Source organism: Peribacillus sp. NPDC096379, assembly GCF_044762875.1.
Taxonomy (GTDB): Bacteria; Bacillota; Bacilli; order Bacillales; family DSM-1321; genus Peribacillus.
Window position 1 is genome coordinate 270,918 of sequence record NZ_JBIWFD010000003.1, and the last position, 22,686, is coordinate 293,603.

Sequence of the window (22,686 nt, forward strand, 5' to 3'; positions counted from 1 at the left end):
ATATATTTTGTTCCCGCTCCTCTTCCTATTATTTTCTACTATTGTTGTATAGTACACATGATCAGAATGTACCGGAATTGTGTTAACTGCAAGCACATTTAAATCAGTAAGCCAATCAATAGATGGAGCTTACGCTTGTGTATTTGTCATATGCCTACTCTTCCTTTTTATTCTTCTATCAGACGTTGGCTATTTATTTTACAGATCCCATCATACCTGCTACAAAATGTCTTTGAAGCAAGAAGAAGATCAGTGCTGTTGGTAAAGTTGCGATCACAATGGATGTCATAATAATCCCAAAGTCAGGTGAATTACTTGAACCAAGATTAGATATGAGCAATGGAATCGTATGGTTTCCAGGAGACTGTAGAACAACAAGTGGCCACAGATAATTATTCCAACTTGCCATGAATGTAATAATGGCAGCTGCTGCATATGTTGTTTTCATCGTAGGTACATAAATACGGAAGAAAACACCAAGCTCTGTTAAACCATCTATTCTTCCAGCTTCAAGTAGCTCTCTTGGAAACATCTTTGTATTTTGTCTGAAGAAAAAGATCAGAAAAGCAGTTGTAATGCTTGGTAACATTGCAGATGTTAATGTATCAATACCAATCCCAGGTGCAATTTGAGAGATTGTCCCAAACATTCGGAATAACGGTATCATTAGTGCAGCAAAAGGAATCATCATCGAAAGAAGCAAAATATTAAATACAACATCCTTTGCCTTACTTCTATATATTTCAAAGCCATAACCAGCAAGAGATGCAATGATTAGGGATAAAATGGTCGTTGCAATGGATATGGTTGCTGAGTTTATTAAAGCAGGAACAAGGTCAACCGTACTCAAAAGATTCTGGATGTTCTCTACCAAATGAGTTCCTGGTAATAATCTTCCTTTTGTAACATCGATAGATTTATTCGTTGCACTAATAATCATCCATATGAATGGAAAGATGGAGATGACAGTGAAAATTGATAATAAAATATAAATGAATATTTGTTTTATTTTATGCATTTTTATCACCTGCTACTTTGAACTGAATGATAGAAAAGACGACGATCATGATAACAATTGCATATGAGACAGTTGCTGCATAGCCAAAATCAGGCGTATATTTGAATGATAGATTATAAATATACTGAGAAATGGTTATCGTTGCATTTCCTGGACCACCCTTTGTTATATTCATAACTTCATCAAACAACTGAAGAGTACCGATGGTTGATGTAATAGAAGTAAATAGGATGATTGGCTTTAGCATTGGAATCGTAATTTTAAAGAATTGTTGGAATGCATTTGCACCATCAATTTTAGCTGCTTCATAAATGGAATGGTCCACGTTTTGCAGAGCAGATAAATAGAAAATCATATTGTAGCCTGTCCAACGCCATGTTATTGCAATGATAATTGTTACTTTTGCCCAAAAAGGATCTGTTAGCCATTGTATCGGCTCTGAAATAAGTGAAACATTGATTAACATTTTATTAATAATGCCATCTGTAGCAAATAAATATTTGAATACTACGGAATATGCTACAAGCGATGTAATGCACGGTAAAAATATGGCCGTTCGGAAGAATCCTTTTAGTTTCAATTTCTTATTATTTAATAAAACAGAAATAAACAATGCAAAAATAATCATGACTGGTACTTGGATGATGAGGTAAATTACTGTATTTTTCAAAGCAGCTATAAATGCCGGATCTGTAAATAATCGTAGGTAGTTATCCAAACCTACAAATTGGAGATTTGTTCCCGCACCTGATTGAAAAGAAAGAATAAGTGCTTGAAGCATTGGGTAGAAATAAAATAAACAGATCATGACCGTTGCTATTGAAATAAAAGCCCAACCAATTAATCCATTTTTTAATCGAAATTTGTTATTATATTTTCTTGGTTTCGGCTGTATGTTCTGCTTCGTAGTTGCTGGTATCATTTGTTTCAACTCCCTACTTATCTATAAAAGAATAGCCTCGGAAGAGCTCACCTAACAATTGTAATAGCTTCAGCTGGCGAGTTCCAAGGCTGTATCTCTTATATATCTTATTTCTTGGCTCTGTTAATCATGGCTGTTGAGGCGTTCGCTTTCTGCTCCAATATCAACAATGAGCTTTAACACAGCCTATTTCTTGAAAAATATATGCGAGGCTAAATTCAAGGCAAATTATTTAATTTGCGTTTCCGCTTGTTGTTGTGCATCTTCTAATACTTTATCAAGGTCTTGACCACCAAGGTAATTTTGCATAGCAACAATTAAAATATCCTCAATCGCATATGTGTGCATACCATAGTTTACTTGCGGAATTTCTTCAGCCCACTTTGAAAAATCTGAGATAATTGACTGACCACCGAAGAACTCATCTTCTGTCTTATACGCTTCTCCCTCAGTAGCTGGGATATAAGTACCAATAACACCGATTTCAGTAACTAATTTTTGATATAAATCTACATTCGAACCAAAAGTCTTTGTAAGAAAATCAACTGCATTCTCTTTACCTGGAACATCTAGAATGTACCATGACGCACCACCTAGATTAGAAGCATTTACGGATTTCATACCTGGAAGACTAGGATGTGGCACCACTGCCCATTTTCCTGATTGTGAAGCCTCCGCTTTTATTGAAGGTGTAATCCAGTTACCAGTCGTTACTGTAGCAACCTCTCCACCATTAAATGTAGCCAAGAACTGATTCCAGTCTGAATGGAAATTCATTAAATCATTATCAACAAGTTCCTTATAAATTTCGAAAGATAGTTTAAGAGCTTCATTATTTGCTAAATCAGGTGTAGTACCATCTTCCTTCACATACCACTTACCTGCTGACTGAATCATTGTACGAAGAATTCCTAATTCATTTGGGTCGATAGTAAGCAATCTTTTACCCGTTGCTTCTTTTACTTTCTTGCCAATTTCAATATATTCTTTCCAGTCGATGTTTTGTAAATCTTCAATTGAAAACCCGGCTTCTGTTAAATAATCTGTTCTAACATATAATCCAGTTACTCCAGTATCAAATGGAAGTCCGTAGTTTTCGCCATCTACACTTGTTGCTTCCACTTTATATTGAACAAAATCTTCTGTTTCAAAAGAACCAGTTAGTGGTTGGAACATATCTGGATATGCTTGAAGGAAACTTTTTGCACGATAATCTTCAATCAACACAATATTTGGCAATCCCTTAGTAGTACCAGAACTTAAACTAGTATTTAGTTTTTGAACAATGTCATCTTGAGCATTTTCAATCACATTAACTTTAAGGTCTGGATTCTCAGAAGCATAAGCTTCTTTCGCTAATTCTATTGCTTTAATGTTGAATTTTGGATCCCACGCCCAAATTGTAATTTGATTTGAATTTGAGCCTCCTTCTGGTTCAGTACTATTTGAAGCCCCAGAAGAACATGCAGTAAGTAAAAGCATACTTACCATTATTAATGCTAATAGTTTTTTCATCTGAAATCCCCCTAAGATTGTATATTTTTATATTGTAAGCGCTATCTACCTTACGATTACTATGTTATCATCATTTAGAGAGGACGAGTTAGGACGATATTTTTGCAATTTTGTGATATTTTTAGAAAGTAAATATACACCCACTTATTCGTTTGGACTATTTTTAGGTTCTATGACTATTTTTAGTTTTTTTGTACTGGTAGTGAGATGCGAACTTTGGTCCCTTCACCTATCTTACTTGAGATTGAAACACCATACGCTTCACCATAAATCAACTGAATACGCTCATCGACGTTTCGAACTCCAATCCCACTGAACATCTCCTGCTTGCGCCTCGTATCTGGAAGTTTGTTATCTGCTGATACTTCCATTCCGTCACCATTATCCAATACCTCGCAAATAAGGGTTGCTCCTTCCTCCCAAACGAGGACATTAATCGTCCCTCCACTTTTTTTATTGAAACCATGAAAGAAAGAATTTTCAATAAAGGGTTGTAAAATTAGTTTGGGAATTTGGGTTTCAAAGCACTTTGGCTCTATAAAATAATTCACTCTAATTCGTTCTCCATAGCGCTTCTGATTAATTAAGACGTAGCTTTTTAAATTATCTATTTCTTGCCTAACGGTTATGGTTTCACTAATATTGCCTAATGTATTTTGTAATAAGGATATAAACGCATTAACGGTTTCGGTTGCTTCTTCCTTTCCACCCTGTTGCACCATGAATTTGATTGAAGTTAACGTATTATATAAGAAATGTGGATTTATCTGCTGCTGCAATGCTGCTAATTCCGCATTACGTTTCTGATTCTGGATAAGTACAAGCTTATCAACATACTCATGAAGTTCATCAAGCATTGAGTTAAAGGCTTGACCAATTTGTCTCGTTTCGTACGTACCTGTTACAGGTATATAATGATCAAAGTCATTTTTGGGGGTATTTTCAATTTGTTTTACTAGATTTGACAACGAATTTGTTACCTTTCTAGAAGCAAAAAACACAATGATAATTGCTAGAAAGATGAATAGAATACTAATAAGTACGATTGACTTTTTATCAATGATATTTCCAAAAGCAGCTTTCTTATCAATTAAATTTACCAAATACAAATCAAAGGTAGGTAGATATTCAATCATAATAAGATGGTCCTTACCCTTAAAATCTGCATCCATATAATCCATTTGCTGATCCTCTAATTGGATCGCATAATCCATGAGCTCAACTTCTTTATTTCCAATGAACTCATTACGATTACTTGATAAAATGGTACCTGACTGATCCATAACTAACACATCATTACCTAAGCTTGTATAACTACTATAAAACTTTCTAAAATCCTTTTCTCGAATCGTAAAGTACATCGTTCCATAAATATATTTTGAAGTTGGTTCCATAAAGGCCTTTGTAGCAATAATAACCTCCTCACCTTGTGTTTGATCTTTTGATTGTTCTAGATGAAATAACAGTTTATTAGGCTGCTTGAGTGCATTTGCGGTAATAGAGTGATTCTGTAGTTCTTTATCGGATACAGACCATGAAGATCTTTCTGTTGCAAAACTAATACCATTAATACCGTAGACCAAGATCCCTACATCATAAGCTTCTACACTTGTTTTTATATTGCCCATCTGTTTTTTGACATTATAATAATATGTGCCCAACTGTTTGTTTGAGTGCTTACCTGAGAGAAAACTCTTAATCGTTCCATTGTTCATAAGGTTATTTGAAGCGATAACAATTGAATATTGAAACGTACCTAAACTCTCCTTTATCTGATCTATAACCTTGCTATTGTTAAAACTAAACCGATCAATAAAAAACTTCTCTGACATACGAAATGTAGTCCAGGTTATAAGGCAGGATATAGTAACAATGATTAGTATGGTAATAAGAAACATTTTAAAAAATAAACTGTTATGTTTAATTCGATTCGTTATTATTCTCATTTATACCTCATCTCTTATCCTCAAATGTGTTTTTTTCTAAATTTACTAGGTGACATTCCATTTATCTTTTTAAATACTTTACAGAAATAGCTATGATCTGAATAACCTACTATTCCACTAATTTCTGAAATGGATGCTGAATCCTTAAGTAGGAGCTGTGAAGCTTTTTCAATTCGAACCTTATTCAAATACTCAACAAACCCTTCTTTATTATTTGTAGAAAAATAGTTAGACAAATAGGAAGGATTAAAATGAAAATGCTCTGCTACATCTGTAAGGCTGAGTGGATCTGCATAATGGTCTTCAATATATTGCAGGAGTTTTTTCATTTTTAAATTACTAGGTTGATTTCTCTCCGCATGTAAGCATTTGTTCACTTGACTAATAAATTTATTTAGTTGTTCTACTGTCTCACTGGATGAATTGGCCTCGTTAATGGACCTTAAATACTCATACTTGGAACTTCCTATTTCAGCTACATCGTATTCCATATTATTTAGAATTACATTAATATGAAAAATGATATTTTCAAAGAATGATTTAAATTCGAATACATCCGTTGTGTAACATTTAGAAAATTCAGATACATATTCCTGTAAATAGCTGAAAGCCTCCTGAAAGCGACTATGCTTCCATTCGTTTGTGAACCACTCGCTTTCAAAAGCTTCAATAGTTGGTATTTCTCGTTGTAAATCCTGTTCCCTTAAAAGAGGGATGTGAGGGAAATAAAATTTATATTGGATCAATTTTGATACCTTTTCATTATAGATAGGCCCTATTTGTGATAAATCAGAGAATTGTTCACTTAGAACAAAGCCCGAATTTGTATGATTTCCCGCAACTCTTTTTGCGAAATCAATGACCTCCTGGGACTTATCTTTGTTTATGTTCAGTATGAATGCGATTTCATTTCTATCAAAGGTAATGGTATGAAATGTTGCTTGATCTAGATAAGATTGGTAATGTTGTGTGATACTATCTTGAACTTGAATAAGATCTCCTCTAGGAATATTCCGACTAAACACTACACCTAATAAATAGAAGCTATCATAGGGAAACACCCTAGTTAGTAGCTCTGCATCATAATCCGCTTCATAACCAGAAATTAACTTTTCAACTGTATGATTTACAGACATTCGCTCCTGCTGCTTTGTCCCATTCGATTCAGGAGTTGGAATTCTACTCACTGCCTTATTTAGCACTTCTAATAGCGTATTTGCATCAAGCTTAGGCTTTAATATATAATCAACAACTCCACTTTGAAAGGTAGAACGAACGTAGTCAAATTCCCCAAAACTACTTAGTATAATAATTTCGATATCTGGATATTTTGATTTAACTATTCTTGTCAATTCTTCTCCATCCATAATAGGCATTACAATATCAGTTATAACAATTTGTGGATGGGTTCGTTCAATGATTTCAAGTGCCTCCTTTCCATTAGAAGCTTCTCCGACAATTTGAAAACCTTCTTGCTCCCAATTAAGGTAATGTTTTATGCCTTGCCTTATTAAAATTTCATCATCTACAATAACAATTTTACTCAATTCTTTAGTTGTCATATGTTCACCTCTAACGCAAATCATATTTACAAATATTCCTACATTTATTATACACACCAAAACTAGTATTTTGGTATTAGGTCTAGAAAGTAGACACAATTTTATATGTACCGCGCTTTCGCTAGTAAAATAAACTCTTTCCTTTTCTCCCGCTTTTTCACGTTTTTTATCTGTTTAAAATAAAGATTTTCTCTCACGATTTCTTTCACAATTGTTGTGTTGCCATGGTCACTGACTCCAGAGAAATTTCTACCATATCGCATTATCTATTATAGAAATTTTGCCTTCTGCACAGTGAAACGCATCAGCACACTCATGTGTATTACGGAGCAATCCCTTTAACAAATTGGCTTACGGCCCATCATCTAACTGTCTACGATTAAAGACTACAGCTACAAGTTGCCCTCCAAGATTCGATACAAGTGAGTGGCTAGTTCTTCCCCGACGGGAATCCCACCCGCTATATATTGCGACATCGCTCAGTCGCTCTCACTGTGACGATAAACGATCGATATAAAAAAAGGCTCTCACCATATTATGAGAGCCGGACTTGGTATCTTGTTTACTAATCTTGAGGATTGCTAACTGCTTTCCCCTCCAGGCCTTCATATTTGCGGCCCCATCCCGTTATAACTGAGAACAATAGAACCAAGAACAGTACCATGCAATAAATCATACCGCTGCTGATTTGTGTTAGTAAAAGCGGTGCAACAAAATCATAACCTTGTGTCAGCAAAGCACCGAGGAATACAAAAACACTTAAAAAAGGGATTACTAGTACGATAGAATTAGCAAAACCATCAAGTAGATTGGCACGACGGTATGGATGCAAACCAACACGTTTGCCAATCTCATTCTGTACTTTTCCAAATGTCGTCATCGATGCACTAGTTACACCACCGAAGATCAAAGTTGTAAACGAGATACCTAACATCATAGCGATTTCAGCACCGCGAACCGTCTTGCCCATTTTGCTGTTAAGTATGCCATTTGTGACTTTTTCAAGCACTCCCGCACCGTTGAGCACACCCATTATACCGTAGACTGAGATAACTAGCGTAACTGTTGCCATCATGCTGCTGATGCCGCCCGTTAGGAATCCTACCGGAGTACCATCCGCAACTGAGATAATATTGTCGAAAGTTAAGAGATTAAACGCTAAACCTGTTATTGTCCCTAAAATGATGCCTATAGTAATTGCCTTATAAATATTGCGAGTTTTGATTGCTACGATTAACATGATGACTACCGGAACCAGCATGACCAGTGTGATGGGATTCATGTTTTTCGCAAGGATATCTGAAGCGCCTGCACCTACCGTGCCGCCACCACCAAAGATCCAGAACAGAACAAAAGAGATAACACCTGCGACCAAGGAATACTTCAGCCGACTGGCAACACAGCCACCCACTTCAGCAAAACCTTCTTTTTTTGTGTATTCTTGAGTTCCTGCAGAGATGATGGTGGTATCTGATATTGGTGCTAAGTTATCACCAAAAATAGAAGCACTGACAATTGCGCCCGCAAGAACGGCAGGATCGCATCCCAACAATACTCCTGCCGGGTAGAAAATAGGGAAGCAGGTAAACATTGATCCGATGGATGATCCAGTAGCAGTAGAAATGATACAAATTGCTAAGAATGTGAACGCAGTGAATAATCCTCCATCCACGCCTAGCAAGTCGGCAAGCCACACGAAACCTGCCGAAATGTTAGTAGTTTTGATCAGCTCCGAGAACATCCCGATGACGAACAGCAGAATTGCAATCGGTACGGCTTCCCTTACGCCTTCATAGACTGAATCCCAGAATCGTTCGTAGTTACCCTTTTTGACAAAAATTGCACCCACCATAAGTGCGACGAAAGCACCCATTGCGAGTGCATACATTTCAAACGCTTTAAAAACGATAAAATACAATATGCAGAAAAACAGAAAAATAACGACTGGAATAAACGCAACTCCCCAGCCACCTCTAAATTCAAGTTTTTTATCCATATAGAAACTCCCTCTTATGTATTAAACGTGTACTCTTGTTTAATCGTCGCAACACCCAAAAACTGCGTTAAGATCGTTTGGTATAATTATTCTTCATTCAAATTCATCTTCATAATATTTCGGAATTTTGAATCAGCCGTACGCTCTAACTCAAAAGGTTCACCATCTAATATTGGATAATTATCTAAGAATTGATTTAGTTCTTTAATATCAGAACGATCGAGTTCGAAAGTAAATATGTGTGCATTTGACTCAACGTGGCTGCTATTTCTAACTCCAATAATTGTGGCCCCAACACCTTGTTGACTTAAGATATATTTTGTAGCAACATGAGCGACGCTGACAGAATGCTTTTTAGCGATTCTTTGTAACAATAACAACAATTCCTGATAGCTATCCCAACCCAAAGTCTCCTCAATCACCTGAAGATATTTAACATGTGAGCGTGTTTCGGGCTGTATAGATGGTTTGCCGATCCATTTTTCTGCTAATAAACCACCTGATAATGTACCATAGCATAGCAGGGAAATCCCTTTACTTTTACAATAATCTAATAATTCTTTCTCTGGACGTCTATCAAAAACCGAGTATTGATTTTGACAAGACACAATCGGTATCCCAGCATCAACGATTTCTTTCAAATGTTTCGTATCAAAGTTTGTAACAGCGATATTACGTATTTTCCCTTTTTCTTTTAGTCTTAACAGATCCCTAGCTGTCTCGATATAGCCGGGCACATCGTAATCCCACCAATGAAACTGCACTAGATCTAATACATCTCGATTTTGCCGTTTAAGGCTTCTGTCAATGATTTTTTCTGTATATGTAAAATCGACATCACTAAGTAAATTGATATCAGGTACATACTTAGTATGAATTTGAATATCATTGGGTGAAATGGTGCTTCCATGCTTAAGTTGCTTTGAGAATTCACCTAGGAGTTCTTCAGTACCTGTATATATATCAGCACAATCAAATGTCGTAAATCCTTTTTCGACAAGCATATGGAAGGCCCTCATTATATCTTGCTTGTCTAAATTAGATTCTAAGCTATGACCTTCCGATAGTTGCCAACACCCGTTGATCACTCTACTGATCGTATAATCTTTTGCTAATTCGAATCGTTCTACCATTATTTATTATCTCCTTTATATATAGGCTCTGTTGTGCATTCAGCATGACTAAATTCTTGAGTTCCGATACGAGTTATTTTAAATCTAGCCCCACAGTTTGGATCTGGGCAGGCAATTACACTATCAGACAACATCCAGTCATTAGCGTGTAATACTCGTTGCTTTGCAGGCAGTAACGGCAAAATAGCGCTTAAGGCATACATTGAAAATGAATTACTTTCTGGGAAGATAAGGTCTTCCCCTATAACTAAGAAATAGCCACCTTCCTTATGCTTGCAAACCATTGGTTTATCTGTACCTACAACTTCTACTTTTAAGTTATATAGCATAAATTTATCATCCATGACACGTACTCCTATCAACATTTATAATTAATAAACCTGCTACTTTCATTACTTTTTTCATTCTCCTTTTCTTCTTTATAATTCTGAGATTTCCTACTTTCATACATAACGAATAGGGTTTCTCCTCAACAATTATATCCTGCTTACTTACAGTCGTTTTGGCCCATAAAATAATAAAAAACACCTATCCTTAAATAATAATTCAAGGACAAGTGTTAACTTGCGGTACCACCTTGTTTGATATGTATCATACATACCCTCTCTGCAGAGTGCTCACACAAACACCCTTAGCCCTATAACGCTGGCTATACGTCTAAGCTACTAAAATTTTTTTCGCTTCGCCCTCTGAGGCCCACTTGGCTGTTACTGCATCTGTCCGGCTTACACCATCCCGGATTCGCTGAGAGATCGTTTAACAGTTTAACTCCCTCGTCTTCAGTTTATAAAAATGTTAGCATCATAGGTTTCCATTGTCAACAATATTCCTTATATTTAGATAACTCATCTATATTTCTATACTTCTATTTGGATATGATCTTTAATTTCTACTATTCGATCAGCCTTCTCAGCTATTTTTTTATCATAGGTTATTACTACAAAAGTCGTACTGAACTTTCTATTTATATCTCTCATTAATTTATATATTATTTCAGTAGATTCGGAATCGAGATTTACTATATATAGTGCAATTACAGGAGAACTATTTATTCCAAGTGTTGCAACCATAATACCTAATAAAAATCTTTCAATTCCCTCAAAAAAATAACCCTTGAAAATGCTGTAAATACAGCATTTTCAAGGGTTGTTTTTTTACTTTTTCACTAGCAAAGAGACCGTCTCCACATGCGCGGGGTGTATGTGGCAACACATAGGATACTGGTGAGTTAAACAATTTGAAGAAAAAAGGAACCCCCCTTACAGCCTGAAATGGTTATTAGGAAGAAGGTTACTCTAAATAATGTACAAACACCGTGATACTTTTCAAGTTTCCCCCAAGTGCTAAGGATAGACTCAGACTGCCAATAGCACTAAAGTAGCCTTATAAATCTCGACATAATTCTACATAACCCGAGTGGTGACAGGCACAGAGATTACATTTCAAACCAAATATCGTTTCAAAGTAAAAACAAAAATGATCTAGAATATCTATTAAGCAACATTATTTACATTCTTAATTCCATTATGGTCATTCTTGTATTTAAAACTTACAGCAAAAATGATTGCAAGGACGAATGTGTATGCTGCAAAAACTAACCAGATACTTTGCCAATCCTTCACTCCGTTAATCGTAAAATAATCCACCATTTTCCCACTAAGAACAGCGCCTAAATAGGTACCGATTCCGTTGACCATTGTCATAAATAAGCCTTGTGCACTTCCACGAATTCGACTATCCACTTCCTTTTCAACAAAAATAGAGCCGGAAATATTAAAGAAGTCAAATGCAGCACCATATACAATCATTGATAATAGCAATAAGATGACACCTACACTTGATGGGTCTCCATAGGCGAAAAGAATAAAGCGTAATGTCCACGCCACCATACTCAACAACATTACCGTCTTAATCCCAAATTTACGTAAGAAAAAAGGAATGGCAAGAATAAAGAACACTTCAGCAATTTGTCCCATTGATAATAAAATGGCTGGATATTTAACAACAAGACTATCTTTATAGTTAGCGATTGACGCAAAATCATGTAAAAATGGATCAGCAAATACAAGGTTAATTTGCAATGCAGCACCTAACAGCATAGCAAAAATGAAAAAGATAGCCATTCTCTTTTGCTTAAATAATACAAAAGCATCTAGACCTAAAAGACTTACTAACGACTTATCCTTTTTGACATTTGATGTTGGATTATCTGGCAGTGTAAATGAATAAAGTGCAAGTAAGAATGAAGCCCCCGCAGCCATGTATAGCTGGATATTGCTTAGCTCAAATCCACCAAGACTAATTATCCACATCGCAAGAATAAAACTAATTGTTCCAAAAACACGAACAGAAGGGAAGTCTTTCGTTGTATCAAGTCCTTCTTTTTCTAGGCAAAAATATGAAATCGTATAAGATAAAGAAATCGTCGGCATGTAAACCATTGCGTTAAAAAGCATAGCCCAAAACATGAGATTAGGGTCTGAAATCCCTGCAGCTGAAAATAAGAAAATCGCTCCAAGGAAATGGCAAATTCCATATAATCTATTTGCTTTTATCCAACGATCTGCAATAATCCCTACAAGACTTGGCATTAGAAGAGAAGCAAGCCCTATTGAGCTATAAACACCTCCAACTTGTGTGCCAGTAAATTGCAAAGTATTGAACATATATGAACCAAGTGTAACAAGCCAACATCCCCAAATAAAAAACTGAAGAGACATCATAATTTTAAGTCGTGATTTTATAGTCATTTTTTCCTCCAACAATGCTTTTTGTGCTGAAACTAAATTTTTTAAAATCTTGATATTAAATTAGAGCCATGTATTTATTTTCTAAAAATTCCGGTAATTATATCTATGATATTGGTATTTGACTTACTCACACTATAATTTTTTCTATAAAAAATACTATCATTTATATTGATCGTAATACATTTAGAACTTCTCTCTAAATGTACTACGATCAATGGTTCACAAACACGAATGTTCTTTAAGCTTTCAAGATAGTTATTAACTTTAACAAAGACTGTAATTTCATGTTAATTTACTATCTATTTCAAAATCTGTATGTTATAGATTAAGCTTTTTTAGATAATTCGGTAATATAATCGAAGAAAGCATTAGAATTTACATCATAAACCACATTTACTGGGCGACCATTGTCTGTTTCTTCTGTACGCCCTTGACTCGGCCCATCTGTATGCACGATACTATTAATTCTTTTCACTTTTACAAGATCACTATTACCAACAAATGCTGTTGTTAAGACGTCCCATAAAAAATATGTTGAGTTTGTTGTAAAATGAACCAACGGCGGGCACATCGCATAACATTGGCCAATAAAATCAACACCAAGGTGTTTGCGTTCAGATGCCCAACGATTACGTATATCTACTGTAAGAGGTACCTGGCTAGTGCTTTCAAGCGCTACTAAATCAATTTCTATACTACTTTTCCATACTCGACCAGCTGCTTCAGGGTCCCAAAACACATTCCATTCCGCTGTCCCATCATGTTCGGGCTCTTCCACATTTCCTACATCACGAAATGTGCCGCCCATCCATACGAGTCGATCGATTTTTTCTTCAATAGAAGGGTCTTCATCTAGTGCACGAGCAAGATCCGTAAGTGGACCGGTGAATAAAAGAGTAGTTTTTTCATCTGAAGCGTGAATTGCATCTATCATATGAAGATGTGCTGGTTTCTCCGCTACTGGTGTAACAATCTTTCCGGATTCATTTAATATTGGCAAGGCATCCACAAAGAAAGCGTGCAAACGCCAATCTTTAGGAAAAGGATTTTTTCCGCGAGAATTTGACTCTGCTACATCTAGACTTCCTTTTCCAAAGCGATCAATGATTTTCCGGCTTGCAAACATAGCTGGTTCTAAATAACAATCAGCTGGAATGACGGAAACACCAGTTAGTTCAATGTTATCCATTTGTAGTAATAAAAATAGAGAAACAAGATCATCTACACCGCCATCATGATTAAAGTAAATCTTCTTTTTCATTCTTTCTCAATCCTTCCAAATTGAATTTTTATTTTGCTTTACGAATTGATCCAACTGTTTTCCTAGCCCTGGAATGGGGCACACTTTATTACACATTAAGAGCGAACAAAATTTGCTTAGTATATCATTTCTCATAATAAAATCTAGAATTAAATATTACTTAAACGATAAAAAAGCGCTCCGATATCTACCGGAACGCTTGACTAGGGCATGAGTAAATAAGAAAGAGACTCCCTCTTTCAATTAAAACTCAGCTCGTAGTCAAGCCCTTTACGGCGGCTCGGTAGAAACTTTTGGGCCATATCCCCAATATTATACGACATAATCCTACATTAAATTTATACTTATCATAGCAACGATTTAAAGTCTCGTCAACAAATAAAAACAACTGTTAATATTTTTAACAATTGTTTTTATTTGTTTACTAATATAATATTACGTGTGTTGATTATCTGATTTCTACCAAAAAAATTGCATTAAAAAGAGAGATTCTCATGTAAAATAGTAGTCACTTATACAGCTGACACAGCAATCTATTCACTTTATCTTATTTACCTGTTAATTTTGTAAATGTGGTACGGGTAGAGCCTGTACGATTTACCAACCAAACTCCTAAAAGTGCCAAAGTTATTCCTAACAATGTAATAGTAGTTAAATCCTCTTTTAAAAATAAAAACCCTGACAGAGTATCAACTACGGATACTATTAGCAAAGAAATCGATGCTTTACTAGCTTCCATTTTAGAAAGAATATGAGACCAGATAACAAAAGCTAATGCAGATGCCAAAACGCCAGAATATAAAAGGTATACTACAGCCAGACTCCAAGGTGACTGACCATGTTCAAAACTGATCGAATAAGTAAACAAGCCAATAGCTCCCGCTCCCATTTGCCATGTAGTAAATTGAATAGTGTCACAGCCTTGCCATTTCTTTTGAAAATTAAACTGGAAAGCGCCCATGTTACTGCAGAGCTTAACGCAAGAATGGGTGCCCATATATTTCCTCCAAACTGAATATCCATTGCTAAAAACAACCTACATAATCCGATCAAGAGCCCAATTGCCTTACTAGCAGTCAATTTTTCTCCTGGAATGAAAGAATGAGCCATCAATGAAAGACATATCGTTCATCAATTTTTATAGAAATGATCAACGATAACTAAACAAGGGTTTTCCTCGTAAAAATGTTTTATGGTATGATAGTTAAACTGTTTATCTACCCTGTGACACACTTACATTCATCTAAGAAAAGAGGTATTTATGCACGACACAAAATTATCCAAGCGACATTGGTTACTCATCTTAACACTTACTTTATTAACATTTGTTCTCGGGACAAGCGAGTTTGTTATCATCGGGATCTTAACCGATATTTCCTCGAGTCTCCATATAACAAATGCAAAAGCAGGCACACTCGTTTCTGCGTTTGCGATTACGTTCGCCATTGCCACACCACTCGTGATGTCGACAACAAGCCATTTTCCAAAGCGTAAATGGATGTTGTTTTTGATAGGTTCGTTCATCATCCTGAATGCTTTGTGCGTGATTTCAACGAGTTACATCATGCTCCTTACACTTCGGATGATGACTGCGATTGTAACAGGCGTTTTAATTTCACTTGCCATGATTGTTGCAAGTGAAACCATGCCGATTGCAAAACGTGGACTTGCTATATCATTCGTTTTCGGTGGTTTTACTCTTGCAAACGTGATTGGAGTACCAATAGGCACTGTCATCGCTGAATGGTACAACTGGAATGCAACCTTCCTGTTAACGACTTTTCTCGGTGGAATTGCGTTTTTGGCATCTTTCTTCATTTTGCCTACTATGCACAGTCCAGTTCGCAGTTCGATGCGTGATCAATTTTCTTTATTAACACACCCACGAATCTTAATGGCTTTTTTCATTCCATCTCTTGGATTTGGAGCGACGTATGCCGTTTATACGTATCTTGTTCCGATCCTAGAAGGAATGAAAGCACCAAGTAGTTCAATCAGTTTGATCTTGTTTGGTTACGGATTTATTTCTATTTTTAGCAACATACTCGCTGGTAAAATTGCCAGCTACAATGCTATCGGACGCCTCCGGTTTGTTTTCCTCGTTCAAGCCATTGTTCTGATCAGTTTATATTGGACGACAAATAATTTTATCTTTGGATTGGTTAACATTGGTTTGATGTCATTAATGGCCATCCTCTTAACAACATCTACCCAGCTTTATTTGATAGACCTTGCCGGTATTTATCAACCAAAAGCTACAGGACTAGCTGCTTCACTGATGCCAGTAGCAAGCAATGTCGGTATCGCCTTTGGTTCCGCATTAGGCGGAATTGTTTACCATCAAGGAAATTTGATGAGTGTGACATTGGTCGGTGGACTACTTGCTATTTTTGCAAGTCTTCTAACTTTCTTAAGTCATCGCTTAGACCAAAAACAACAGAAAGCAGCATAAGAGAAAAGCTACGAACGCCTTGGCATGCTTCCTATGCTACCTCCAATTTAAAAAGAAGTATCAAGAACGTTGAGTTGTTCTTTGATACTTCTTTTTAAATTGGACTAGGTGCTTACCTCTAAAAATCAAGCGGACAATTGCAAAAGAACTTATCAAGATTAAGATTTCTGATTAAAGGAAATATTGATCTAAGAATCGAATTTTTGTTCTTTAAAATTACATTAAGAAACCTCATTTACTTGTGGTATGGTTCCACTTAACATGACGTCTTTCATTCCGAGGTTCAATTATATCGAAGAAAATAATGATCTCCCATTTGTGCACTTTTAAATTGCAAATTCATACCCTAATATAGCTTACTATAATAACAAACGTCTAAAGCAAAAATTGGCGAGAATGAGCCCGGTTCAATACCGCATTCACACCAGCCAATTAACTGCTTCATATAAATTCTAACTTTTTGGGGGCATATCAGTTTAACGTCCCACTTCGCTTGTACCTTGAATTGGGACACTTCTGCTGTTCCCCCGTCCCTTCACCAGGCAGCGTTACACACCAAAATTTAGACCCTTAACGAACCACGGAAACCTCTTGCAGCATAATAAGACTCTGCTCCATTGTGGTATACAAAGACAGTGTCGTAGCGACGATCACAAAAGATGGCCCCACCGAGTTCTCTAATATTAGTAGGTGTTTTCACCCAGCTTGACGTTTTAGTATCGAAATTCCCAAGTTTCTGCAGCCCCCGGTACTGTTCTTCCATTAAAATCTCAATACCCATGTCAGCAGCCATATCAATAGCGTTGTTTTGTGGTTTGTGTGCTTTCCTTGACTCTAGCGCTTCACGGTCGTAACAAACACTTCTGCGGCCTTTAGGACTTTCCGCTGAACAATCATAAAAAATGTATTCGCCCGCCTCTTTATCATGAACAATAACATCCGGTTCACCACCGGTTATTTCCATTTCATTAAGCGACCACAGTTTTTCAGAATTAGTTTCTAGCTTCGCTTGTACTTTAGCCCAGTCAAGTCCTTTATGGCGATTTATGTTTTTCTCAAAACGTGCTTTCAATGTTTTGAGTATTTCTTCACGCTGTTCAGATGACAACTTCCTTTTTTCATTTTTCATATTAAATCTCCTCGTATAATATGTTTAGCACTACTTTTTTAAAATGCCTTCATTGATCGCTTTCTTTTCTAACTTTTTCTTAAATATTTGCGTATTCAGTAAACCTTTGCCTTGTTTAACTATTTTCGCATAAATCAACCCTATTAATCTATAATAAAAATGCTCTTTTCTGTTCCTCTGACGTAAACACACGAAACTATCTGGTTAAATATCGCCTGTGATCCTTGATTTTTACTACTTATTTTCGTTCCAGCAGCGCAACTGTCTCAACGTGTCCAAAGTGTATGTGGCAACACATGAGGTGCTGGTAAGTATTTAGAATCCTTCATTAAATATTGATTTTGATAAATTATGGATAATATCTCCACGGCTTATAATCCCTACATCCCTGCCTGCTTCATCACGACAGGAATCTTTTTAAAATGATGCTTGGACCTTAAACGAATGGAACTTTCAAAGTCATCATCGGGTGCTAATATCTTAATATTCTTCTTTAATACTTTTTCAGGGAGGTTCACTGAACCTCTCATGACTAAAGTCACGAGTGTTCTCAGCTATTTCATAAATAAAAACTGTGCCATGATCACGACTCCTTATGAAAAATGTTCTTTGGATAGGTCAAAAGTAAAGGACCATATGCCACAATTGCCCAACTCAAATTTATCATAGTACAATACTTGAACATCTCAAACATTTTAATGTCCTTTGTAAAATTGATATCGCAGCAAACGCAGTCAACTCGATAATAACAAAAATCCCATTTCTTAGAGCGTGAACCAAATTACTAAAATATTAAAAATGCCTCTAAATAAATTTTTACATATTCTCTTAATCTTCCTCTAACTTACTTTTTTTGTAAGTTAATAAATTGTAAACTACTATTTACAATTTTTCTACTTCACTTTAAATAGTAGTCCATTAACACAAATACCCTACAAACTACCCGTGTATTTATTCTCAAAAAAATAAATTTATCAAATCAAAAGGTAAGCACAATTAACCAATTTATGGATAAAACGCAAATTAACTAGTATTATCTACCTGGTATTCTAAAAATTAACACTATCTTAAAATTTATTCTGCTATATTATTTTTTGGACCTATTAAACACAAAAAATATAAAAGGATGAGTGCATAATGAAATTAGGAAGAAGAAATAGGGGCAAGAAAATTTTGTCCAGTACACTAGCAATCACCGTGTTAGCAGCTCCTTTCTTGTCTGGCAATGCAATGGCTGCAAACCCCTCTAAAGACAAGGTTCAATCACAAGTTGAACTTCGCATCATGGAAACGACTGATATCCATACAAATCTACTAAGCTTTGACTATTACAAAAATAGTTTGGCCCCTAAACTGGGACTGGCTAAAACCGCAACTCTTGTTAAAGAAGCACGAGCAGAAGTAAAAAACTCTGTACTCGTAGATAATGGTGACCTTATACAAGGGAATCCTCTCGGTACATACAAAGCAAAAATTGACCCTTTAGAGGAAGGAGAAATACATCCAGCTATCAATGCCATGAACTTAATGGGCTATGATATGGCGACACTTGGAAACCATGAGTTCAACTATGGGTTGGAGTATCTAGACGAAGTATATGATGATGCAAACTTCTCTTTTGTAAATGCAAATGTATATGTAGATGATCATGATAATGATCCAACTAATGATATTAATAAATATACCCCTTATAAAATTGTGAATAAAAAAGTCAAAGATGAATCTGGTAAAACAAATGTCATTAAAATCGGATATATCGGATTTGTTCCTCCTCAAATTAATGAGTGGGATAAATCTAATCTAGATGGAAAGGTCATAACCAAAAACATCGTAGAAACAGCTAAAAACTATATCCCTATTATGAAAAAAGAAGGAGCAGATGTAATTATCGCATTAGCTCACTCAGGTTTTAGTGGAAATACAGCAAATACTGAAGATACAGTATATGCTTTAAGTAAAGTACCCGGTATTGATGCCATTACATTTTCACACACTCATAAAACATTCCCAGCAAACAATGTAGCTAGTTTAGATACATTGTTCAAAGGTGACGATGGACAACCTCTCCCTGGAGTAGATAACGAAAAAGGAACAATCAACGGTGTTGCTGCTGTACAAGCTGGATTTGGAGGTGGATCATTAGGAATTATTGATCTTAACTTACAAAAAGTAAAAGGGAAATGGTCTGTTTCTAATTCCCAATCCTTCACAAGACAAATAGAATCTGTTCAACCAGACCAAGCAATTGTTAATGCTGTGGAAGCAGATCATGAAGCGACCTTAAAATATGTTAATACACCAATTGGTACTACAACGGATGACATTTATAGCTATTTCGCACTCGTACAAGATGATCCGTCTATTCAAGTAGTTACAAACGCACAAAAATGGTATGTCGAAAAATATATTGAACTAAACAAGCCAGAATTAAAAGATCTTCCAATTTTATCAGTAGGAGCCCCTTTTAAAGCTGGTCGTAATAGTGTTGACGAATACACAGAAATCAAAAAAGGTGATTTGACGATTCGTAGTGCAGGTGACTTATATCTTTATGACAACACTTTAAAAGCCATTAAAGTAAAAGGTTCGGTTGTTAAAGAGTGGATTGAAATGTCCGCCGGTCAATACAACACCATTGATCCTTCAAAAACAACTGAACAACCGTTAATAAATCCTGCATTTCAAGTATTTAACTTTGATGTAATTGATGGCGTAGAATATCAAGTTGATGTTACAAAGCCTGCCAAATACGCTCCGAATGGGACACTTCTAACCCCAGACTCAAGCCGTGTTGTGAAACTTGAATATAATGGTAAACCTTTAGATCCTGAGCAAGAATTTATCGTAGTTACAAATAATTACCGTGCTGGTGGCGGAGGAAATTTCCCTGGATTAAAAGGAAGTGAATTAGTAGTCGATTCAGCCGATGAAAACCGTCAAGTTTTAATGGACTACATTTCTGAGGTGAAAGAAATTACCCCGACAGCTGATGAAAACTGGTCTATTGCTCCAATCTCAGGAAATGTGAATGTTACTTTTACGACTTCACCAAAGGCAGAGCAATATATCACGGAAGATAGCCCATTCTCTTATACGCACAAAACCGATTCAAAAGGCTTTGGAATCTTTAATGTTAACTTGAGTAGCCATTCGGATAGCGACCGATTAAAGGTTCAGCTTTTAGGAGTAAATGATTTACACGGACAGTTAGATACGGTTACACAGGTTGGAGATTTATCAGCTGGGCATATTGAGTACTTAGCAGCTGCATTAAAACAAGAAGAAGCAACAAATCCAAATACACTTCTTTTACATTCAGGTGATATGATTGGGGGAAGCCCATTAATTTCCGCTCTTTTCCAAGATGAGCCTACCATTGAAATATTGGAAAATATCGGTTTTGATGCAGGTACTTTCGGAAATCACGAGTTTGATGAAGGGATTGATGAACTACGCCGTATGATGAACGGTGGAGATCATCCAAACGGATCTGTTGGTTATGACGGAATGAACTTCCCTCTTGTTGCAGCAAATGCATATGATACAAGAGATGGAAATTTAATTACGGATCCTTATACCGTATTCCCAATTGAAGGTGAAAAAATTGGTGTGATCGGAGTTGTAACTCAAGAAACTCCTTCCATGATTGTCACGAAAGGAAACGAATCATTAAAGATTACAGACGAAGTTGAAGCCATTAATAAGTATACTGAAGAATTAAAGGGACAGGGAATCGAAGCAATTATCGTCCTTGCACATAATCCTGCTACCCAAACAGGTTATACAGCTTCATTCGATGCTAGCAGAATTGCAGAACAAATTGATGATGAAGTGGATGTCATCTTCGCTGCACACAACCATGCAAATGTAAACCGAGTAGTGGACAACAAACTAATTGTTCAAGCCTATTCTTATGGATCTGCTTTTTCTGATGTAGAAGTTGAAATTGACCGCGTTACTGGAGATATCATTAATAAATCAGCGGAGATTAAAACTGTTTATCAAAAGGACTATACTCCAGATCCAGAAGTTGCAGCGATTATGAAAAAATATACAGAGAAGGTCGAACCAATTAAAGCAGAAGTTGTTGGGCAATCTTTATCTACCCTTGAAAAAGGTTATCCAACGGTAGCTAATGAATTTGGGGATTTTGCTCTTGGAAATCTTATTGCGGATGGTATGAAAGCTACAATGAACACAGACTTCGCCATGATGAATGGTGGCGGTGTCCGCTCTCCATTAGAAGCAGGTGAAGTAACATTTGGTGATTTATTTGCCATTCAGCCGTTTGGTAATGTATTAAATAAAGTAAAACTTAGCGGTGCAGATCTAGAGACAGTTTTAAATAACCAGATTACAGATAGAGGTCTTGACTTCCATATTGCTGGCTTTAAATACACATATACTTATGACAGTACAGCTAAAACAGGCAAGGTTGTAAACATCTTCTTACCAGACGGAAGCAAGATTGATAAAACGAAGGAATACACTGTTGTTGTCAACAACTATATGACTGGAAACCTTAATTACGGTATTGGGGCTCTTTCTACTGATTTAGAAGTTGGCCCAATAGATGTAGATGCAACCGTTGATTTTGTAAAAACATTACCTTCTCCTTTTGAATATAGCTCTGAAGGAAGAATTCAAAGAGTTAATTAACTAACAGAGGACTGTATAGATTCTATAAACGAATCTATACAGTCCTTTAATTTTCAAAGATTATATCTACAAAAATAAATCAAGCTGCCTTGGGGATAGTCCTGCATATTCTATACTAAACATTGCTAAGAATTCTTTTGCATTGTTCGCAGCATCTTCACCAGATTATTATTAAATAGTCCAATAATACCTTTAGTATCCCTCGATAATTCCTGCGTCGCACTTTACATTCTAATAGTTCTTCCTTATGGTACTTATAAAATTTGCGAACTTACTGCCAGTCTTCACCTTTTGATTTATTCCATCCATGAAAGTTTCTCCCATGTATACGAACCAAAGAGCC

General features: G+C 36.1%; 17 protein-coding genes and 1 riboswitch. Of the genes, 3 read left to right on the plus strand and 14 right to left on the minus strand.

Annotation, left to right across the window (positions count from 1 at the left end):
• Positions 1 to 193 precede the first annotated feature (193 nt).
• The 12 genes from ACIQZI_RS15405 to ACIQZI_RS15460 form a co-directional block, all read right to left on the minus strand.
• Entirely contained in the window at positions 194 to 1,018 is an 825-nt protein-coding gene (locus ACIQZI_RS15405) for a carbohydrate ABC transporter permease (RefSeq protein ID WP_403074433.1), read from the minus strand.
• A complete protein-coding gene (locus ACIQZI_RS15410; protein ID WP_403074435.1) occupies positions 1,011 to 1,940 on the minus strand; it encodes a carbohydrate ABC transporter permease in 930 nt (309 codons plus the stop codon). The genes ACIQZI_RS15405 and ACIQZI_RS15410 overlap by 8 nt, the downstream gene beginning before the upstream one ends.
• Before the next feature lie 228 nt (positions 1,941 to 2,168).
• The gene (locus tag ACIQZI_RS15415; RefSeq protein ID WP_403074437.1) at positions 2,169 to 3,455 is read right to left on the minus strand and encodes an ABC transporter substrate-binding protein; all 1,287 of its coding nucleotides are present in this window, start codon (positions 3,453 to 3,455) and stop codon (positions 2,169 to 2,171) included.
• 182 nt (positions 3,456 to 3,637) lie between these two features.
• Positions 3,638 to 5,287 carry a sensor histidine kinase gene (locus tag ACIQZI_RS15420; protein ID WP_403074439.1) on the minus strand — a complete coding sequence of 550 codons (1,650 nt, stop codon included), beginning with the start codon at positions 5,285 to 5,287 and terminating at the stop codon, positions 3,638 to 3,640.
• Positions 5,288 to 5,421: 134 nt separating this feature from the next.
• Positions 5,422 to 6,963, minus strand: a complete 1,542-nt coding sequence (locus ACIQZI_RS15425) for a response regulator (protein WP_403074441.1) — start codon at positions 6,961 to 6,963, stop codon at positions 5,422 to 5,424.
• Between the two features lie 565 nt (positions 6,964 to 7,528).
• Positions 7,529 to 8,959 (minus strand): Na+/H+ antiporter NhaC family protein, encoded by a 1,431-nt coding sequence (locus ACIQZI_RS15430; RefSeq protein ID WP_403074443.1) that lies wholly within the window; start codon positions 8,957 to 8,959, stop codon positions 7,529 to 7,531.
• Between the two features lie 86 nt (positions 8,960 to 9,045).
• Positions 9,046 to 10,092 carry an aldo/keto reductase gene (locus ACIQZI_RS15435; RefSeq protein ID WP_403074445.1) on the minus strand — a complete coding sequence of 349 codons (1,047 nt, stop codon included), beginning with the start codon at positions 10,090 to 10,092 and terminating at the stop codon, positions 9,046 to 9,048.
• Positions 10,092 to 10,436, minus strand: coding sequence for a TIGR04076 family protein (locus ACIQZI_RS15440; protein ID WP_403074447.1), 345 nt, complete (start codon positions 10,434 to 10,436; stop codon positions 10,092 to 10,094). The genes ACIQZI_RS15435 and ACIQZI_RS15440 overlap by 1 nt, the downstream gene beginning before the upstream one ends.
• Positions 10,437 to 10,949: 513 nt before the next feature.
• Positions 10,950 to 11,162 (minus strand): hypothetical protein, encoded by a 213-nt coding sequence (locus ACIQZI_RS15445; RefSeq protein ID WP_403074448.1) that lies wholly within the window; start codon positions 11,160 to 11,162, stop codon positions 10,950 to 10,952.
• A gap of 423 nt (positions 11,163 to 11,585) precedes the next feature.
• A complete protein-coding gene (locus tag ACIQZI_RS15450; protein WP_403074450.1) occupies positions 11,586 to 12,842 on the minus strand; it encodes a nucleoside permease in 1,257 nt (418 codons plus the stop codon).
• A gap of 325 nt (positions 12,843 to 13,167) precedes the next feature.
• Positions 13,168 to 14,103, minus strand: coding sequence for a nucleoside hydrolase (locus tag ACIQZI_RS15455; RefSeq protein WP_403074452.1), 936 nt, complete (start codon positions 14,101 to 14,103; stop codon positions 13,168 to 13,170).
• 238 nt (positions 14,104 to 14,341) lie between these two features.
• Positions 14,342 to 14,443, minus strand: a riboswitch (purine riboswitch).
• A 207-nt stretch (positions 14,444 to 14,650) separates the two neighbouring features.
• Complete coding sequence (locus ACIQZI_RS15460; protein WP_403074454.1) at positions 14,651 to 15,064, minus strand: DMT family transporter; 414 nt, start codon at positions 15,062 to 15,064, stop codon at positions 14,651 to 14,653.
• Positions 15,065 to 15,364: 300 nt separating this feature from the next.
• On the opposite strand from ACIQZI_RS15460, the gene ACIQZI_RS15465 reads away from it, so the two are divergent.
• Together ACIQZI_RS15465 and ACIQZI_RS15470 are read left to right on the plus strand one after the other, a co-directional pair.
• Positions 15,365 to 16,555, plus strand: coding sequence for an MFS transporter (locus tag ACIQZI_RS15465; RefSeq protein ID WP_403074456.1), 1,191 nt, complete (start codon positions 15,365 to 15,367; stop codon positions 16,553 to 16,555).
• Positions 16,556 to 16,906: 351 nt separating this feature from the next.
• On the plus strand, positions 16,907 to 17,011 hold the full coding sequence (locus ACIQZI_RS15470) for an IS3 family transposase (RefSeq protein WP_403075186.1): 105 nt from the start codon (positions 16,907 to 16,909) through the stop codon (positions 17,009 to 17,011).
• A gap of 106 nt (positions 17,012 to 17,117) precedes the next feature.
• Here the strand turns inward: ACIQZI_RS15470 and ACIQZI_RS15475 are convergent, their stop codons facing one another.
• Positions 17,118 to 17,684, minus strand: coding sequence for a DUF4256 domain-containing protein (locus tag ACIQZI_RS15475; RefSeq protein WP_403074458.1), 567 nt, complete (start codon positions 17,682 to 17,684; stop codon positions 17,118 to 17,120).
• Between the two features lie 380 nt (positions 17,685 to 18,064).
• Complete coding sequence (locus tag ACIQZI_RS15480; protein WP_403074460.1) at positions 18,065 to 18,226, minus strand: hypothetical protein; 162 nt, start codon at positions 18,224 to 18,226, stop codon at positions 18,065 to 18,067.
• Between the two features lie 595 nt (positions 18,227 to 18,821).
• On the opposite strand from ACIQZI_RS15480, the gene ACIQZI_RS15485 reads away from it, so the two are divergent.
• Positions 18,822 to 22,343: a bifunctional 2',3'-cyclic-nucleotide 2'-phosphodiesterase/3'-nucleotidase gene (locus tag ACIQZI_RS15485; protein ID WP_403074462.1), complete on the plus strand. Its 3,522-nt coding sequence runs from the start codon at positions 18,822 to 18,824 to the stop codon at positions 22,341 to 22,343.
• The last annotated feature ends 343 nt before the right edge of the window (positions 22,344 to 22,686 follow it).

Excerpts from the sequence above, each read along its gene's own strand:
- ACIQZI_RS15475 (WP_403074458.1), bottom strand. The coding sequence starts at position 17,684 with ATGAAAAATGAAAAAAGGAAGTTGTCATCTGAACAGCGTGAAGAAATA.
- ACIQZI_RS15415 (WP_403074437.1), bottom strand. The coding sequence starts at position 3,455 with ATGAAAAAACTATTAGCATTAATAATGGTAAGTATGCTTTTACTTACT.
- ACIQZI_RS15485 (WP_403074462.1), top strand. The coding sequence starts at position 18,822 with ATGAAATTAGGAAGAAGAAATAGGGGCAAGAAAATTTTGTCCAGTACA.
- ACIQZI_RS15450 (WP_403074450.1), bottom strand. The coding sequence starts at position 12,842 with ATGACTATAAAATCACGACTTAAAATTATGATGTCTCTTCAGTTTTTT.
- ACIQZI_RS15455 (WP_403074452.1), bottom strand. The coding sequence starts at position 14,103 with ATGAAAAAGAAGATTTACTTTAATCATGATGGCGGTGTAGATGATCTT.
- ACIQZI_RS15430 (WP_403074443.1), bottom strand. The coding sequence starts at position 8,959 with ATGGATAAAAAACTTGAATTTAGAGGTGGCTGGGGAGTTGCGTTTATT.
- ACIQZI_RS15440 (WP_403074447.1), bottom strand. The coding sequence starts at position 10,436 with ATGGATGATAAATTTATGCTATATAACTTAAAAGTAGAAGTTGTAGGT.
- ACIQZI_RS15460 (WP_403074454.1), bottom strand. The coding sequence starts at position 15,064 with ATGGGCGCTTTCCAGTTTAATTTTCAAAAGAAATGGCAAGGCTGTGAC.
- ACIQZI_RS15425 (WP_403074441.1), bottom strand. The coding sequence starts at position 6,963 with ATGACAACTAAAGAATTGAGTAAAATTGTTATTGTAGATGATGAAATT.
- ACIQZI_RS15410 (WP_403074435.1), bottom strand. The coding sequence starts at position 1,940 with ATGATACCAGCAACTACGAAGCAGAACATACAGCCGAAACCAAGAAAA.
- ACIQZI_RS15465 (WP_403074456.1), top strand. The coding sequence starts at position 15,365 with ATGCACGACACAAAATTATCCAAGCGACATTGGTTACTCATCTTAACA.
- ACIQZI_RS15435 (WP_403074445.1), bottom strand. The coding sequence starts at position 10,092 with ATGGTAGAACGATTCGAATTAGCAAAAGATTATACGATCAGTAGAGTG.
- ACIQZI_RS15405 (WP_403074433.1), bottom strand. The coding sequence starts at position 1,018 with ATGCATAAAATAAAACAAATATTCATTTATATTTTATTATCAATTTTC.
- ACIQZI_RS15445 (WP_403074448.1), bottom strand. The coding sequence starts at position 11,162 with ATGGTTGCAACACTTGGAATAAATAGTTCTCCTGTAATTGCACTATAT.
- ACIQZI_RS15420 (WP_403074439.1), bottom strand. The coding sequence starts at position 5,287 with ATGTCAGAGAAGTTTTTTATTGATCGGTTTAGTTTTAACAATAGCAAG.